Annotated in this window: 14 protein-coding genes and 1 pseudogene; 7 read left to right on the forward strand and 8 right to left on the reverse strand. The window is 38.1% G+C overall.

Features of this window, described 5'->3' with window-relative positions; translation table 11 throughout:
* Window positions 1-56: 56 nt before the first annotated feature.
* Entirely contained in the window at window positions 57-953 is an 897-nt protein-coding gene (locus tag FHR29_RS06470) for an AraC family transcriptional regulator (RefSeq protein ID WP_183913176.1), read from the reverse strand.
* Between the two features lie 319 nt (window positions 954-1,272).
* Here FHR29_RS06470 and FHR29_RS06475 point away from each other — a divergent pair, with 319 nt between their 5' ends.
* The gene (locus tag FHR29_RS06475; protein ID WP_183913178.1) at window positions 1,273-1,446 is read left to right on the forward strand and encodes an SDR family oxidoreductase; all 174 of its coding nucleotides are present in this window, start codon (window positions 1,273-1,275) and stop codon (window positions 1,444-1,446) included.
* A 217-nt stretch (window positions 1,447-1,663) separates the two neighbouring features.
* Window positions 1,664-2,674: an aldo/keto reductase gene (locus tag FHR29_RS06480; RefSeq protein ID WP_221197810.1), complete on the forward strand. Its 1,011-nt coding sequence runs from the start codon at window positions 1,664-1,666 to the stop codon at window positions 2,672-2,674.
* Window positions 2,675-2,995: 321 nt separating this feature from the next.
* Here FHR29_RS06480 and FHR29_RS06485 read toward each other — a convergent pair whose 3' ends face one another.
* Complete coding sequence (locus FHR29_RS06485; protein ID WP_132839969.1) at window positions 2,996-3,463, reverse strand: PA2169 family four-helix-bundle protein; 468 nt, start codon at window positions 3,461-3,463, stop codon at window positions 2,996-2,998.
* 408 nt (window positions 3,464-3,871) lie between these two features.
* On the opposite strand from FHR29_RS06485, the gene FHR29_RS06490 reads away from it, so the two are divergent.
* Entirely contained in the window at window positions 3,872-4,345 is a 474-nt protein-coding gene (locus FHR29_RS06490; RefSeq protein ID WP_183913182.1) for an ankyrin repeat domain-containing protein, read from the forward strand.
* Between the two features lie 130 nt (window positions 4,346-4,475).
* On the opposite strand, the gene FHR29_RS06495 is transcribed toward FHR29_RS06490, so the two are convergent.
* The 3 genes from FHR29_RS06495 to FHR29_RS06505 form a co-directional block, all read right to left on the reverse strand.
* Window positions 4,476-4,943, reverse strand: a complete 468-nt coding sequence (locus FHR29_RS06495) for a PA2169 family four-helix-bundle protein (protein ID WP_183913184.1) — start codon at window positions 4,941-4,943, stop codon at window positions 4,476-4,478.
* A gap of 312 nt (window positions 4,944-5,255) precedes the next feature.
* Window positions 5,256-6,167, reverse strand: coding sequence for an MBL fold metallo-hydrolase (locus FHR29_RS06500; RefSeq protein ID WP_221197811.1), 912 nt, complete (start codon window positions 6,165-6,167; stop codon window positions 5,256-5,258).
* 75 nt (window positions 6,168-6,242) lie between these two features.
* Window positions 6,243-7,307 (reverse strand): carboxymuconolactone decarboxylase family protein, encoded by a 1,065-nt coding sequence (locus FHR29_RS06505; protein WP_183913186.1) that lies wholly within the window; start codon window positions 7,305-7,307, stop codon window positions 6,243-6,245.
* 239 nt (window positions 7,308-7,546) lie between these two features.
* On the opposite strand from FHR29_RS06505, the gene FHR29_RS06510 reads away from it, so the two are divergent.
* Entirely contained in the window at window positions 7,547-8,443 is an 897-nt protein-coding gene (locus tag FHR29_RS06510; RefSeq protein WP_183913189.1) for an AraC family transcriptional regulator, read from the forward strand.
* Between the two features lie 52 nt (window positions 8,444-8,495).
* Here FHR29_RS06510 and FHR29_RS06515 read toward each other — a convergent pair whose 3' ends face one another.
* Together FHR29_RS06515 and FHR29_RS06520 are read right to left on the reverse strand one after the other, a co-directional pair.
* Window positions 8,496-9,878, reverse strand: coding sequence for an NAD-dependent succinate-semialdehyde dehydrogenase (locus tag FHR29_RS06515; protein WP_183913191.1), 1,383 nt, complete (start codon window positions 9,876-9,878; stop codon window positions 8,496-8,498).
* 188 nt (window positions 9,879-10,066) lie between these two features.
* Window positions 10,067-10,732, reverse strand: coding sequence for a BON domain-containing protein (locus FHR29_RS06520; RefSeq protein WP_183913193.1), 666 nt, complete (start codon window positions 10,730-10,732; stop codon window positions 10,067-10,069).
* A 374-nt stretch (window positions 10,733-11,106) separates the two neighbouring features.
* On the opposite strand from FHR29_RS06520, the gene FHR29_RS06525 reads away from it, so the two are divergent.
* From FHR29_RS06525 to FHR29_RS06535, 3 genes and pseudogenes are all read left to right on the forward strand, one after another.
* Complete coding sequence (locus FHR29_RS06525) at window positions 11,107-11,667, forward strand: AraC family transcriptional regulator (protein ID WP_183913195.1); 561 nt, start codon at window positions 11,107-11,109, stop codon at window positions 11,665-11,667.
* A 188-nt stretch (window positions 11,668-11,855) separates the two neighbouring features.
* Complete coding sequence (locus FHR29_RS06530) at window positions 11,856-12,200, forward strand: cupin domain-containing protein (protein WP_183913197.1); 345 nt, start codon at window positions 11,856-11,858, stop codon at window positions 12,198-12,200.
* Between the two features lie 21 nt (window positions 12,201-12,221).
* Window positions 12,222-12,497 (forward strand): annotated as a pseudogene (locus tag FHR29_RS06535) (DUF1003 domain-containing protein); the annotation flags it as partial.
* 370 nt (window positions 12,498-12,867) lie between these two features.
* Here FHR29_RS06535 and FHR29_RS06540 read toward each other — a convergent pair.
* Complete coding sequence (locus FHR29_RS06540) at window positions 12,868-15,372, reverse strand: cation-translocating P-type ATPase (protein ID WP_183913199.1); 2,505 nt, start codon at window positions 15,370-15,372, stop codon at window positions 12,868-12,870.
* Between the last annotated feature and the right edge of the window lie 65 nt (window positions 15,373-15,437).

Consider the following 15,437-nt stretch of genomic DNA (forward strand, 5'->3'; position numbering starts at 1 on the left):
AACGTTAAAATAAAAAAATACCCGGCATGACCGGGTATTTTTATGATCGTAATGCGTCAATGCAGCATTCTATATTCATTAGGAGTATAACCGGTATTCTTTTTAAAAGCCCTTGTAAAATGTGCCGGATATTTAAACCCCAGTTCGTAAGCAATCTCGTTAATGTTTTTTTGATTATCCAATATTCTTTGTTTTGCCAAATCCGTAATTTTCGATTGGATATATTCCAAAGCAGTTTTACCTGTTTCCTTTTTTATCAGATCACCGAAATAATTGGTAGAAAGGTTTAATTGCTCCGCACACCAGGTAACAGACGGCAAACCTATCGTATGCGGTTTGTCCGATTGATAATAATCGTGCAATAACTTTTCAAACTGAGCTAGTAAGTCCGTATTGACTTCATTTCGCGATATGAACTGACGGTCAAAAAAACGAATGCAATAGTTCAAGAAGAGTTCAATATTATCAACAATCAGCATTTTGCTGTGCTTATCCACACCACGCTCCAATTCATAACTGATTTTATCGAAACAGTCCAAAACAATTTTTCTTTCCCTCTCAGACAAGTGTAAGGCTTCGTTTGATTGATAAGTAAAGAATGTATAATCAGCAATATGCCTACCCAAAGATGTTCCCCTTATCAGATCAGGGTGAAATAACAAAGCGTAGCCCTGAGGCTTATAATCTTTGTTAATATCCACATTGATGATTTGCCCAGGAGCGACAAATACCAATGTCTTGTCCTGATAATCGTAGGTATTTTTACCATATTTAATATCACCACACATTACTTCTTTCAGGTACACTGCATAAAAGCCAAAATTCATCTTAGAAGCATAGATTTCCGGCACTCTGCCATCAAAATCCATGATACTTACCAACGGATGCAAATTCTCCTTATGATAAAAAGCATCGTGCTGGCTTACCGTATCAATTCTTAAAACTTCATCCATTTTTTTGCATTTAAAACTCAATACAAATTTACCCAATATTTCTTTCCATCGATGCAATTTCGTGTGAAACAGTGAAAATGGTAGTACAATCCGTGGTTTGTATAAGTATTATTTAGGTATAAGGTAAGATCTTTGTATTGCACAAGGAAAAGCGTAATCGAAAATAGCGGTAAACCCTAAGAGCATTTTAATCGTATTGTTTAATAAAAATTGATGATGAAACTAATGCAAGATAAAGTTGTTCTCCTTACTGGTGCAGCACAAGGCATATGTGTCAATTCCATTTGTCCCGGTGATATTCATACCCTATGGAAAAAAAATGATGGCAGGCGGTCAGCAGGAAGCACTGGATGTGATGTTAGCTGCAATACCTGTCGGTCGCTTGGGACGTCCCGAAGAGATTGCAAATGCCGTGGTATTCCTATGCAGTGATGCCGCAAGCCTTATAGTAGGTCATACGTTGGTCGTGGACGGGGGTTACAGTATTCAATAAAAGTATTTAAGCAACAAAAAATAAAGATATGAGTAACAAAACAGAACTTCAGAATGACGCGAACAACAACCCGTCCAACCGCCGGGATTTCTTAAAGAGTGCCGCCCTTTTCGGAGCGGCTGCCTGCGTTCCTACTGTATTAGTATCAAGCTGTGCAGGTGAAGAGCAGAAAACAACAAGTTCAGACGAGAATCAATACGAAAATACAATGCCCGTTATGACCAAGCGCCGTACTTTAGGAAAAGGAAGTGCTGCAATGGAAGTTTCAGCATTAGGCTTCGGCGTTATGGGAATGAATTACCACCGTGGTCCACATCCCGATGAAAAAGCAATGATAAAACTGGCTCATCAAGTGGTGGAGCGCGGCATTACCCTATTTGACACGGCAGAAACTTACGGACCTTTTTTCAACGAAGAATTAGCGGGCAAAGCATTGAGCGGGTTTAAGGACAAAATTGCCATTACCACAAAATTCGGTTTCAACTATGCCGGAAATAAAATAAACGAGATGCCTGCGCAGCCAAATAGTAAACCCGAACGCATCCGTGAAATGGTGGAAGCATCGCTGAAACGTTTGAAAATTGATGTGATCGAATTGTTATACCAACATCGTTTAGACCCTAACATACCTATTGAAGATGTAGCAGGAACGGTAAAGGACCTCATCGCTGAAGGAAAGGTAAAACATTTTGGTCTTTGCGAAGTTAGTGCAGATACGATCCGCAAAGCACATGCGGTTCAGCCAGTTACAGCCATACAAAGTGAATACCATTTGATGTGGCGTGAAGTTGAGAAAGAAGTCTTGCCTATATGCGAAGAATTGGGAATCGGTTTTGTTCCATACAGCCCTTTAAACCGTGGTTTTCTGACAGGCGCAATCAACGAATACACAACTTTCAATTCAGGCAACGATAACCGTAATATCCTGCCACGGTTTACACCCGAAGCGATCAGGTCAAACCTTAAAATTGTGGAGGAACTCAACAAATTCGGACATACAAGAGGAATCACCGCTACACAAGTAGCCTTAGGATGGTTGCTGCAGAAAGCCCCATATATTGTTCCTATCCCCGGAACGACCAAGGTTTCACATCTAGAAGAAAACATCAGAACGCTGGACTTCACTTTTTCTCAGCAAGAATGGAATGAGCTTGAAACAACAGTAGCAAACATTACTATTATTGGTGACCGCTACCCTGCTTCGGAGCAAAAACAGGTGCAAAACTAACAGCATAAGGATTGCAAAAAGGTTTATGCTTAAAATATAACTCTGGATATTTTCAAAAATCTAAAGTTGCTATGGTCACGATACGAATACATAGCAAGATCAGAGTTACGCTATACCGACATACTTGTGAAAAATCAACACGGATGCATAGTCAAGTTCTCTGGCTGCAAGAGATGTTTTCCTATGGAGGGCTATCATCAGAGGTTTCGCTGAAAAACGTTAAAATAAAAAAAATACCCGGTATGACCGGGTATTTTTATGATCGTAATGCTGATCGCTTATTCAGCGGAGATTACTGTTTCGAGATTAAACATCCATTATTTACAACGTTACCTCGTCACGCAACATCTTAATGGCATCATGTGCCTCCAGCTGTTTATCCAACTGCTTTAAAAGTATATTTTTCACTTCGATAGACAATTGATCATTATCCTCTTGGAGAATTTTTTTGTACGTGTCCTTAAACGCATCCTCGCCCTTTTCACAACTTTCTAATAAACTTTTTCTGTCATTACCTGCAATGGTTACTTTCACACTCATCCACATTCTGAACAGTTTACCGCTCAGCATAGTGGCATCGGTCGGTTGTTCACCTTCCAAAACGACAAAAGGTTTCAGCTCTTCAATAAAATGCTGTGATTGTAAGATATATTTTGCAAATAATTGCTGTAAGCTATCCAAACTTAGTGTATGCGAAAGATCTAATGCTGTTTTATAACCTTCCACCCGATCATTATTAATTTTTATCAGGTCATTGATAATTTCTGGGTTGTTCAAATGATTTTCCATAATACATTGAGTTACTTAATAAAATATTTGTACAAGGATAACAACCCATCGGAACAGGAGTTCACCGTTACTTTGATTTCAAGTATTAACACGAATAATTGGTAATAAATCACAATTACAAAGTATAGTTACTGTTTTTTATAAAACATATGCCAAAACCTATCCTGATCAGAAGGTCATCGGGATGAAGATCTATCTTTTAAGAATGCTGTTATTTAATTTTTAGGGACAACTAAATCTAATCTAGATTGTTATTGCTATGCACAGGATTAGGTATTCCCTGCGATAAAAAAATCACACGTATAGCCATAAGAAGCTATAACGTAGCATTTTCGACGCAGGGTTATATTGAACAAAGCAAATACGACGTAAAACTCAAACAAAAAGACAGACTTAAATAAAAATCATATGATACAGGATGCGCACATTATTTTTCATGCCGCACGGGCAGGCAACATCGAAGTACTGGAAGAACTCATTCGCCAAAAAGCAAATCTGAATAGTCGAGATGACAAAGGATTTAGTCCACTTATCATTGCCTGTTACAATAACCAATATGAAGCTGCACAATTATTACTGAAATCAGGCGCACATGTCAATGCCCAAGATAACGGAGGCAACAGTGCACTGATGGGTGTGTCATTTAAAGGCTATAAAGATATTGCAGAACTGTTGATCAGTCATGGCGCTAATCTCGATCAGCAACATGGAAATGGCGGTACTGCGCTCATGTTTGCGGCTATGTTTGGAAGAAACGACATCCTGCAGCTTTTATTAGAGCGAGGTGCCAATAAAAGTATTCTGGACAGCAGAGGCTTATCGGTGGCAGATCTGGCTGCCCAACAAGGTAATGAGACCGCATTAGCGCTATTACAAGATTAAGAGCGCATTTATATTTAAAACAACAATACCCGGCAAGACCGGGTATTTAATTGACAGCAATCTAATAGCTTATTCAACTCTTACGCTGTAGTAAAGAAAGATGTAGTTTCGTTTTTTATCATACTACCATTTAAGATGGGACCTTATCGCGCAAACTTTTAATTTCTTTATGCGATTCAGATTGTTTATTCAATTGGGCTAACAATTTATTACAGACATCCATTGATAAATCGTTAACATGCTCTTCAAGGGTTTTTTGATACGTTTCTTTAAACGCATCTTCTCCCTTTTCGCAACTTTCAAGCAGGCTATGCCTATCGTTTCCGACAATATTTCCCTTAATACTCATCCACATTCTAAACAGCTTACCACTTAACATGGTTTCCTCTGTAGGTTGCTCCCCTTCTCTAAGCACATAGGGTGTCAATTCTTCAATAAAGCCTTCAGATTGCAAGATGTTATTTGCAAATATCTGGCGCAGGGTGTCAAGCTCTAAACCATGAGCAAGATCTAAAGCCCTTTTATAGCCTGCTATGCGGTCATTATTAATCTTTATTAAGTCGTTGATGATATCCGGGTTGTTTAAGTTATTTTCCATAATGAATATTTTAGTTGATTAAACAGTTATAGAAAAAGAACAGGTCGATGCATCGATAGTTCAGTAAAGCATTGATTTAGGGTATTTACACAGGAGTTGCGTATTAACCACAGTGCGAAGCATAGTCGATATCAATCAAAACTGGTAAAAGTATGCTTAACATGCAGACTAATTTGAGTAAACAAATTTGGGTCACAGCATATCTTGCTATGACCCAAATTTATTTTTCATTATTAACCATCAGGGAATTAAATATTAAATCTTACCACCCTATTCCAGTAAGTTAGTAGCTACACCATTCACTACATGCTATTATTTGATATCCTCAATTTTAAGTTTTGACAAATTAAACGGTTCTCCGGGAGCTAAAACAAATACCCGATCCGGATTGACCACCCGTTTTTTCAATTCTTTGGGATCTCCGTTGAAAGGTGTAAAATCAGGGGCATCTACCGATCCCCAATGGTTGAGCAATAAAGGAGTATGAGGGTAAGCTTCTGCAATTTTAAGCGCTCCTTCCATTGTAAAATGCCACTCGCTATCGGAAAAGTCAAACAGAATGGCATCTGAAGCAGGATATTCTAAATGTTCAGGTAATAGTCTAGAGTCACCAGGCGCCCATAAAGTACCATCAGGTGTTTCTATCCAAAAACCACAGGCATCTTCATTTTTAAACCATCTGGTACTCATCCCGGGGGTTTCATTTTGATACGCATGGTCAGCAGCAGTTAGTCTTATTTTTACAGGTCCAACAGTGAAGCTGTCTCCGATGTTATGACCCTTAGTAGGATACCCTTCATTTTGCATCAGTGAATCAACGTAGATGGTAGAGTGAAAAATTTGAGTAACATCTTTCAACTTATTAATGGTAGGAAGGCTAAAATGATCTCCATCTGCATGCGTTATAAGTACCGCATCTAAAGAAGGTACATCTTTTGCTTTTATAGGGAAATCAATCAACACGGGCATATCAAACCCTTCTAACACCGGATCGATCATGAATGTCGTCCCTCTGCTATTTATAAAAAATCCCGCCATTCCTAACCACCGCAATGTTGTTTTATTGTTTTTATCGAATGCTTCCTTACCAAAAAATTGTGTCTCCGGAGCTTTTGCCTGCTCTTTTTTCAGCCTTGAACTATCGCTGACATCTTGTGCCTTTACTGCTAAAGAAGCTGACAGTAAAAAAAGAATAATTAAACTAAATCGACCTGTCTTCATCATATTATATTTTCGTAATTTCAATAATAGTTATAGCATATATCAATAGTTATAGCATACATCTATATCCTATATATCCTATTTCAATTTTTTAAAGATTCTCATCATAGCATCCTGATCAACATCTGTCATATCAACGAGCTTTAGCGTTTTTACCATAGGCAATGTGCTTGTTTTGTAATGCTCAAAATGAGGTGTCTTCAGATGTGACTGATATGCCTGTTTATCTGCATAGATTTCAATAATGCGAACCTGTGTCTGGTCTTCCTGCTGGTACATCGGGAAAATAGCAATCACACCGGGTTCAATGGCAACAGAAGCAGAAGCCTCTTCTTTTAATATAGCTTTATACTCTTCCAAAAATTCAGGATGTATCTCAATTTCAGAGATACGGATTAGCATATCTGGCTTTATTACCGGAACCAAAGGGATCTCAATTAGTTTTCTTACGGTATTTGCCTGTGTGGTGCTAACGTTCATTTCGATCAGTGATGCAAGCTGTTCCAACTGATGGTCACTGATACCCGTATTCTTTCCCATGTTGATATGAGCCTGTAGCTGACCTTCCACTCCGGACATCGATGCTAGTGCAGCAATCGTTACCAGCTCTCTTTGCTGATAAGTCAATACCTCACTTACGAAAATATCGGCAAACAAATGTTCTTTTAAAAACGCATCGATTCTTGGGGCAAATTCCCCAAAGCCCGGGGCAGGTTTTGCCTGTGTTGTTTTTGTCAATTCTTCCAGTACTTTCCGTCCCTGTTCATATTTATCTTTTGCTATATTGTTTACAACAATTTCTTTACCGTCTATATCTTCAATTCCTTTCGCTTTTCTTTCATCAACTACAGCCATAAACGCCTGAATCGCATTCAGACTTCTGGGAAAACCAGTATAGGCATAAAGTTGTACTAATGCCTCTTTGATTTCATTTCGGGTAAGACCAGCCTCTAATCCTTTGTTGAGTTCTATTTTGAGCTGCTCCACATTTCCTGTTGCTGTTAAAGCAGCAATGCTTACTAAACCTTGTTGATGGCTCGATAGCGCCTTGTCGGCAGGCGAGCTTTGTTGTGCATATACCATAGATATCGTTATTAAGAGTACAGAAACCAGTACCGATTTTAGCAGTTTGTTTTTGTCCATTATTTTAGTTTTTATGAGCTGTATGATCCTTATCCTTATCTTTTATTTATAATGTCGGTAGATACGCTTCACCAGTAAAATACGTGCACCGGCTTCATATACTACACAAAGTTCCCTATTATATGTTTGGCTATTTTATATAAAACACGGTTTTATTTACCAGTTTTACCGATTCACATGATCAGATCTTAATCCTATCTATTGATTTATTAGATTTGTTTACATTAATCTTCAAAATTATGGATGAGATACAAAGAATTGATACCGTAAAGCAATACAATGATGCGATGGGAGTTGACACCCTTCACCCTTTGGTCAGTGTGGTTGATTTCGATACGATGCCGACATATCAATATTTCAAGAGGTATATGGGTGTGTATGCCATTTTTTTAAAATACATCAAATGTGGCGATATGAAGTATGGCAATCAGCCTTATGATTATGAAGACGGCACATTAGTTTTTATATCACCCGGTCAGGTTTACGGTATAGACAGTAAGGGTAAAATCATCAAACCACAGGGCAAAGCATTGGTATTCCATCCAGATCTGATTTCAGACACTGATCTTGGCAGGAAGATAAAAAATTATAGTTTTTTTTCTTACGAGGTGAATGAAGCCCTGCACCTTTCAAAAAAGGAAAGGGCAATCGTTAACGATTGTTTTGATAAAATAGCCTATGAAATTGATTTGAATATTGACATACATAGCAAAACCCTGATTGTCTCTAATATCGAGCTATTTCTTAACTATTGTATGCGTTTTTATGACCGCCAGTTTATAACACGTACCAACGTAAATAAGGATATACTCAGCAGATTTGAAAATTTACTGCATGCATATTTTGGATCCGAAAAACCGCAAACATTAGGCATTCCGACCGTTAGTTACTGCGCAGATCAATTGCATCTATCGCCCAATTATTTCGGCGATATGATTAAAAAGGAAACTGGTAGAACAGCTTTAGATCATATCCAATCCAAAGTGATCAGTGAGGCCAAACTTATGCTCTTTGACAAGGACAAAAAGATCAGTGAAGTATCCAATCTACTAGGATTCAATTATCAGCAACATTTCACACGTCTTTTCAAGCAGAAAACCGGTGTGACACCTCATGAATTCAGGAATTCGGAATGATTAACGCTTTGTCGAAAGGCATGAATCTTATTTTAAAGATTATAACTACTCATTAAAACGGGTCACTCAATTCACTTATTCTGATCAGTTTTTTATTTACAAACTCCTGTAATCCCAATTCTGCCATTTCTCTACCATATCCCGAACCTTTAGTTCCACCAAATGGCAGATCTGCCTGTGTCCAGGTGGGATGATTAATAAAGACCATGCCGGTATCAATCTGATCAGCTACACGTTTCCCTCTTTCAATATCCTGCGTAAATACAGAACCTCCTAAGCCAAAAGGTGAATCATTTGCTAATGCAATGGCTTCTTCTTCATTCTTTACTTTAAAGAAAAGTGCGACAGGACCAAAGAATTCTTCGTAAAAAGCCGGGTTTCCCGGTGCTATATCGGTGAGAATAGTAGCTTCCATATAAGCTCCTTCTCTATTGGGTCTTTTTCCTCCCAACAGAACTTTTGCGCCACCTTCAACCGCTCTATTTACCTGATCGACGAGTTTTACGGCAGCTTCCTCTGTGCATAGCGGACCTAAGTTTGTGTCCACATCCATCGGATCACCCACGACCAATGCGGCCATTTTAATTTTAAATTTTTCTAAAAATTCATCGGCAATACTTTCTACAGCAATAAACCGCTTGGACGCCACACAACATTGCCCATTATTATTGATCCTTCCTACAACAGCCCATTCCACAGCTTTTTCAATATCAGCATCTTCAAGTACAATAAATGCATCGCTCCCTCCCAATTCAAGTAGTGACTTTTTAATGTGTTTGCCTGCTTCTACCGCTACGCTTGCCCCTGCCTTTTCACTACCGGTGAGCGATACTCCTTTGACTCTTATATCTGCAACCAACGCCGCTATCCGTTCTTTGGAAATCAAAAGATTAGTGTACAATCCATCTGGAGCACCGGCCTGCATAAATATATCTTGAATAGCCAATGCGCACTGAGGTACAATAGATGCATGTTTTATCAATAGCGTATTTCCGAGCATGATATTTGGTGCGGCAAATCGAGCTACTTGATAAAAAGGAAAATTCCAGGGCTGAATACCTAGCAATACCCCAATAGGGCTATTTCTTATAAAAGCCTTACCGTGAACAGGATTCAGTACTTTATCAGCCAGCATATTTGCCGAATTTATAGCATAATAATCAAAAATTTCAGCACTCAGCTTGATTTCTCCTTCTGCATGAATAAGCAATTTACCCATCTCCAAAGTAATCAATTTTGCAAGTTTCTTTTTATTTTTACGGAGCAGACCAGCAACGTTATGGAGCAGTTGTGCTCTGACGTTATAATCCGTTTTCTTCCATTCATGAAATGTACGTGCTGCTTGTTCAACTGCTTTTTCCACAGCTATCCCGCTCATTTCATAATAGGTTTTTATGACTTTATTATTGGAAGGATTTATGGTTTGAATTGACATGATCTCTATTTTTTAAAACTCTTACAACTATTTTTACAGGACTACAAACCTGATGCGTATCCAGATAGATCTTTAAATTACTGCGCGCACATGCCTCCATCGATCACTTGAGTCGTGCCCGTTATAAATTGACTGTCATCACAGGCAAGAATTAATATCTTTACTCCCTTTTACTACTTAATAAATGTTTAGCTGAAGTCCATTTCGTAGTCGATATCCAAATCGTTCTTTACATGGCAAACTCCGGGTGTGTTCCAAGTAATGCGACCAGCCTCTCCTTTTTGATACCACGAATCAACTGTCCCACTTAATGTAACCACATCATCAGAAACTGAAACCTTGATCTTGCTATCGTCTATGGTGCTTCTTTTAAGTGCATGTTCAATATCTTTTTTCTCAATTGCATCATGCCTGCTAGATTTGATTCTGATGTTATTATCGACACCCTTTACTCCTGCAAGATCATGAACAGCATGTTGCGCAGCTTCCTTCTGATAGTTCCACTTTAGTTCCCCGTCCAATGTAACCCAGCCATCTTCAACCTTTACAGTAATGTTATCACTGGGAATGGACCAGTTCCTTTTTAATGCAAGAAGTACCTCAGACGCAATTTCGCCATCAGTTTTTGAGAAAGAGCGTGCAAATTTTACTTTTATATTTTCTGCTAATGCACGGACCCCAATAACACGCTTAGTGGCATTTTCAGCTTCCATTTTTTTTACATAACTGTCCACATAGCCTGAAAGTGTAACCACACCATCCTTGACCGTAACACCGATTTCCGCCTCGTCCAGCAGCGGTTCCCACCGGATTGCTTTTTGGACATCGGACTGTAATACTGCATCTGTTTTCATCTGCTATTTTTTAAAATAATTCACTTATTGATCAGCATAAAGTTCTATTTTATAAACCCATATCAGTTGTACATTTAAGAATATTTGTGGTATAATTGGTAGGTTGTTAAATTTGATTTATTTCTTCTCAAGATTTATTTATCCGCTGGTATACAATCAAGTAATTAAAACAAAATGAAGAAAAATGTATTGTATATAGAGTGGATAGCCGAGTTGCTGAAATGAAAAGTATGATATTACTTAAGACTGCACTAATTCAAAATCGGAAAGCATCGTTAAGGAACTAAAACACAATCATTAACGAAATATAACCATTTACATATTTGTACGATTACTTTTCTCAAAAAAACACTCCTAACCTGACCCTGAATGGCATGAAATTATTTATTCAAAATATGGTAAGCCTTCGATGTAAAATGATGGTAAAGTCTGAACTGGAGAAATTAGGTATTGAATTCAGTCAAATAGATCTAGGCGAAGTAAAATTAGTAAAACCTATTTCAAAAACACTTCAGAACAGCCTCAAAGAAGCTTTACATCTATCAGGACTGGAACTAATGGATGATAAAAAAGCCCTCCTTATTGAAAAGATAGTTAATATTATTATTGAAACAATTCACTATGCAGATGAATTGCCAAATGTAAATTTCTCTGATTTTATAAGTGAAAAACTCCAACACAACTACCACTATCTAGCTGAGCTCTTTTCAAAAACAAAAGGTATAACGATAGAGCATTTTATCATACTTCACAAAGTCGAAAAAATAAAAGAACTGATTATATATAATGAGCTCAATCTAACTGAAATCTCTTATAAAATGCATTACTGCAGTGTTTCCCATCTATCGAAACAATTTAAAAAAGTTACAGGACTTACGCCCACTTTTTTCAAAAACCTGCCCAATAGACAGCGCAGAAATTTAGAAGATTTATAAATTTCGGCGAATTTAACCTACTAATTATACCATAAAAATAATGAATTGTATAATAACTCGATACAAAATTTAAAGAAGCTTTGTCTTGATTTATATCGCTATCTTTTATTTATAATTATATGAAAACTAAATAGATTGATTTTTCTTTAACTCTTTTCATTACCCAATAATATATATAAAAAATTAAAATGAAGCGTAACATCGAATTAGACAAAGGTGCAGTACATTCAACCGTTGAAATGGTTAACTATGCAAAAAACGCTATCGTAAACACCACCATCTTAAATAAAACAACGGGTAGCATTACTGCTACCGCTTTAGATATCGGGAGCGAGCTGAAGGATGAAACTTGCGCATTTGATATTTACATACAGATTATTGATGGTTTAGCAACAGTAACTATTGATGATAAAATAAACATGCTGAAACTTGGCGAAAGTATTATCATTCCCGCTCATGCTAAACATAAAATTATAGCGAAAGAACAATTTAAAATGATCTCCACAATAATTAAGAGCGGATATGAACTATAGGGAGTTAATGATCATTTTCCCTTTATTTTACTCAATTTATTACTCTCCTGTCTAGCTGCCATTCAAGCTCCAATTATTATGATGAGTCAAAACAGGCAAGAACAGAAAGACCGTCTAAGAGGTGAGCATGACTATAAAATCAATTTGAAAGCAGAATTGGAAATAAAATTATTAAGTGATAAAATTGACCATCTACTGGTTCATCAAAATAAGATGTTACTAGAAATTCAGGAAGTGCAAACTGACTATCTTGAAGACCTCATGAAAGAACTAAAGAAAAAAGAAAGTCGATCTTAAAATCATATTTATACTCAACTGAATTTAAAAATAAATATTTTGAACTATTTTATCTGACCGGTGTTCTTACTATACCAAATGATAACAATCATATTTTCATCAGGAAAATATAAAACGATAAATGACGTAGTACAGTAATAGATCCAACTGCCCGAAAAACATTTGGATGACGAAACAAAAAAGAGGAAACAATCAGAAACAGAAAATTACTGTGCAGTTGAACGCCAAGATAAAGGGTCTAATGAAAATTAGGCCCTTTTGATGTTTTTAATGCTCATCGTACCAACTGCATTCATGCTTGTATTTTTCAAAATAGAACAGATATCAGTTAATAACTAAACAACATTCTTTTCAAAAATAGCCGGAATGGCTATTCATTTCTTGATCGTTTCCACCATTTGTAAAGATCCATCCAGAGCGTACTAACTGCTGCTATCGACAAGCAAAACATCAATTGCTTAAATCCCAGATCCGTCATGCTAAAGAAATCGGAAACAGGTTTAACATACAGCATCATCAACATAAACAGTAAAGTAATGCCGGTAATGTAATAGATAAGACGATTCTTATACGTAATGGTCTCGTATATATAGTAGTAAAAAGAACGGTTGATAAAACTCAGTAGGATATTAGCAAAGATCAATGTCGTAAAGACCATACTCCTAACCGTTTTCTCATCTCCTCCCTGTCTCACGGTATATTGATAGATAAAAAGAACACCTGCAGTAATCACCAGACCCTGAACCACACTGATCATCAGTTCTTTCCAATTTAAAAAAGTCTCCGATATAGGACGTGGTTTACGCTGCATGGCATTTTTTTCCATGGGCTCATTTTCGTAGACAATCGAACAGGTAGGCCCCATTACCAGCTCCAAGAATATAACATGTATGGGCGTGAAAATCTGCGGATATACCCAACCCAAAAAGAGCGGTAGTGATACCGTCAGAATAATGGGAATATGAATAGAAATAATGTATTGAATCGCTTTCTTAATATTGGCATAGATGCGTCTACCTGCTGCAATTGCAAGCACCAATTTAGAGAAATCATCTTCAATAAGAACGACCGCAGCGGCTGCCTTTGCTATTTCAGTTCCTTTATGCCCCATGGCTACGCCAATATGTGCCGCTTTCAATGCCGGCGCATCATTTACGCCATCGCCTAACATCGCCACCACTTCACCTTGGCGCTTAAGCGATTTCACCACGGCCAGCTTAGCCTCCGGATACATGCGGGCGAAGAGGGTAACTTCTTGTACCTTTTTGTCCAGCTGTTCCTCAGAAAGCACGATCAATTCTTTACCTTCTATATGGGCAGATGCATTTTTTATACCAGCCTGTGCTGCGATAGAACCGGCCGTATTGGAGTTGTCTCCGGTAATCATTTTAACTTTGATCCCGGCTTCATAGATTTGCTGGAATACCTTTTCTATCCCTTTCTTAGGCGGATCGTAAAAAACAACAAAGCCTACAAAATCAAACGGAAAATCCTGCTGTTTTTCGGGAAATTCATCGCTTCCATAAGTGGCAGATGCAACTCCCAATACCCGATAACCTTTCTGGCCAAACTGCTCAACCAATACCCGCAATGATTCTTTTTTTTCATCCGCAAGCCGGCTCACTTCGAGAATAGCTTCGGGTGCGCCTTTTGCGGCAATAATACGCTCACCCTTATTATTTCTAAATAGATGCGTCATCATCGGCGGTTTTCCTTCCAAAGGATACTCATGAAATAATTCAAACAGTGCACGCCGATCATTTTTTTCAGTCTCCTCGTAAAGGCGATGGAGTTCTTTCTCCATAGGATCGAAAGGTACAGGTTCGCTGGCCCACATAGCTGTCTGTATCACACTTGCAATTTCGGGCATATGGTAATCCTGCTCATTAGCCGTAAGCTGACCGGTCTCGCTGTAAACAGCAACCAGATGCATCGTATTTTCGGTTATCGTGCCTGTTTTATCCGTGCAGATAACTGTGGTGCTCCCCAGGGTTTCAACAATGCTCGATTTTTTAATAATAACACCGTCCCGCATGAGTCTCCATGCTCCCAGAGCCATAAAAGTCGTAAAAGCCACAGGAATCTCTTCGGGAAGAATCGACATGGCCAATGTAAGACCATTTAAAAGACTGTCAACAAAACTTTTGGTCTGAAAATAATTGGCCAGGCATACCAGTAAAAAAACCACTAGTCCAACAAGTGCCATCTTTTTCACAAAGCGCTCAATCTGTAACTGTAAAGGTGATTTTTCCTCTGTAATAGAAGCAATCGAGTGCCCTATCTTTCCCAACTTCGTCTGCTCGCCTATCTCCTGTACTTCAAAAACAGCCAGCCCCGACACCGTGATTGTTCCGCTATACACCTTATTGTCTGTACTACCCACATCCTTGAAAACCGATAGGCTTTCACCGGTAAGAGAAGATTCATTAACAGAAAAATCATTGCTGTGCACAATACGGCCATCGGCATTGATGATCTGGCCTTCTTCAGTAAGACAAAGGTCGCCGACAGCTATTTCATGAGTTTTGATCGCAACGATCTGACCATCTCGAATCACTTTGCTTAAAGGCTCATTTAACTTTTCAAGAGCCTGCATCGCATTGCGGCTTCGGGAGTCCTGATAAAAAGAAATGCCGGATACAAAAATTACCGCAGCAAACATAAAATAGGCTTCGGCATAGTTCCCGACAACTAAATAAATGACAGAAATCATGATCAATAAGATCAACATCGGTTCTTTAACGATATTGATCAGTAAGCGCCATGTACCATTGTTGCGTTTAGTTTTTAGATCATTATAGCCGTACTTTTCAACAGACTGCTTCACTTGATTTTCAGTAAGCCCTTTCAGATCTTTAGGAATAGGATAACCCATAGCGGTATCAATTAGATATTCAGAAAGTTAACACATTTATTTCAAACAAAACATAATTAAAAAAT

The organism is Sphingobacterium sp. JUb56, from assembly GCF_014191365.1.
Lineage (GTDB): Bacteria > Bacteroidota > Bacteroidia > Sphingobacteriales > Sphingobacteriaceae > Sphingobacterium > Sphingobacterium anhuiense.

Excerpts from the sequence above, each read along its gene's own strand:
- FHR29_RS06470 (WP_183913176.1), bottom strand. The coding sequence starts at position 953 with ATGGATGAAGTTTTAAGAATTGATACGGTAAGCCAGCACGATGCTTTT.
- FHR29_RS06475 (WP_183913178.1), top strand. The coding sequence starts at position 1,273 with ATGATGGCAGGCGGTCAGCAGGAAGCACTGGATGTGATGTTAGCTGCA.
- FHR29_RS06480 (WP_221197810.1), top strand. The coding sequence starts at position 1,664 with ATGACCAAGCGCCGTACTTTAGGAAAAGGAAGTGCTGCAATGGAAGTT.
- FHR29_RS06485 (WP_132839969.1), bottom strand. The coding sequence starts at position 3,463 with ATGGAAAATCATTTGAACAACCCAGAAATTATCAATGACCTGATAAAA.
- FHR29_RS06490 (WP_183913182.1), top strand. The coding sequence starts at position 3,872 with ATGATACAGGATGCGCACATTATTTTTCATGCCGCACGGGCAGGCAAC.
- FHR29_RS06495 (WP_183913184.1), bottom strand. The coding sequence starts at position 4,943 with ATGGAAAATAACTTAAACAACCCGGATATCATCAACGACTTAATAAAG.
- FHR29_RS06500 (WP_221197811.1), bottom strand. The coding sequence starts at position 6,167 with ATGATGAAGACAGGTCGATTTAGTTTAATTATTCTTTTTTTACTGTCA.
- FHR29_RS06505 (WP_183913186.1), bottom strand. The coding sequence starts at position 7,307 with ATGGACAAAAACAAACTGCTAAAATCGGTACTGGTTTCTGTACTCTTA.
- FHR29_RS06510 (WP_183913189.1), top strand. The coding sequence starts at position 7,547 with ATGGATGAGATACAAAGAATTGATACCGTAAAGCAATACAATGATGCG.
- FHR29_RS06515 (WP_183913191.1), bottom strand. The coding sequence starts at position 9,878 with ATGTCAATTCAAACCATAAATCCTTCCAATAATAAAGTCATAAAAACC.
- FHR29_RS06520 (WP_183913193.1), bottom strand. The coding sequence starts at position 10,732 with ATGAAAACAGATGCAGTATTACAGTCCGATGTCCAAAAAGCAATCCGG.
- FHR29_RS06525 (WP_183913195.1), top strand. The coding sequence starts at position 11,107 with ATGAAATTATTTATTCAAAATATGGTAAGCCTTCGATGTAAAATGATG.
- FHR29_RS06530 (WP_183913197.1), top strand. The coding sequence starts at position 11,856 with ATGAAGCGTAACATCGAATTAGACAAAGGTGCAGTACATTCAACCGTT.
- FHR29_RS06540 (WP_183913199.1), bottom strand. The coding sequence starts at position 15,372 with ATGGGTTATCCTATTCCTAAAGATCTGAAAGGGCTTACTGAAAATCAA.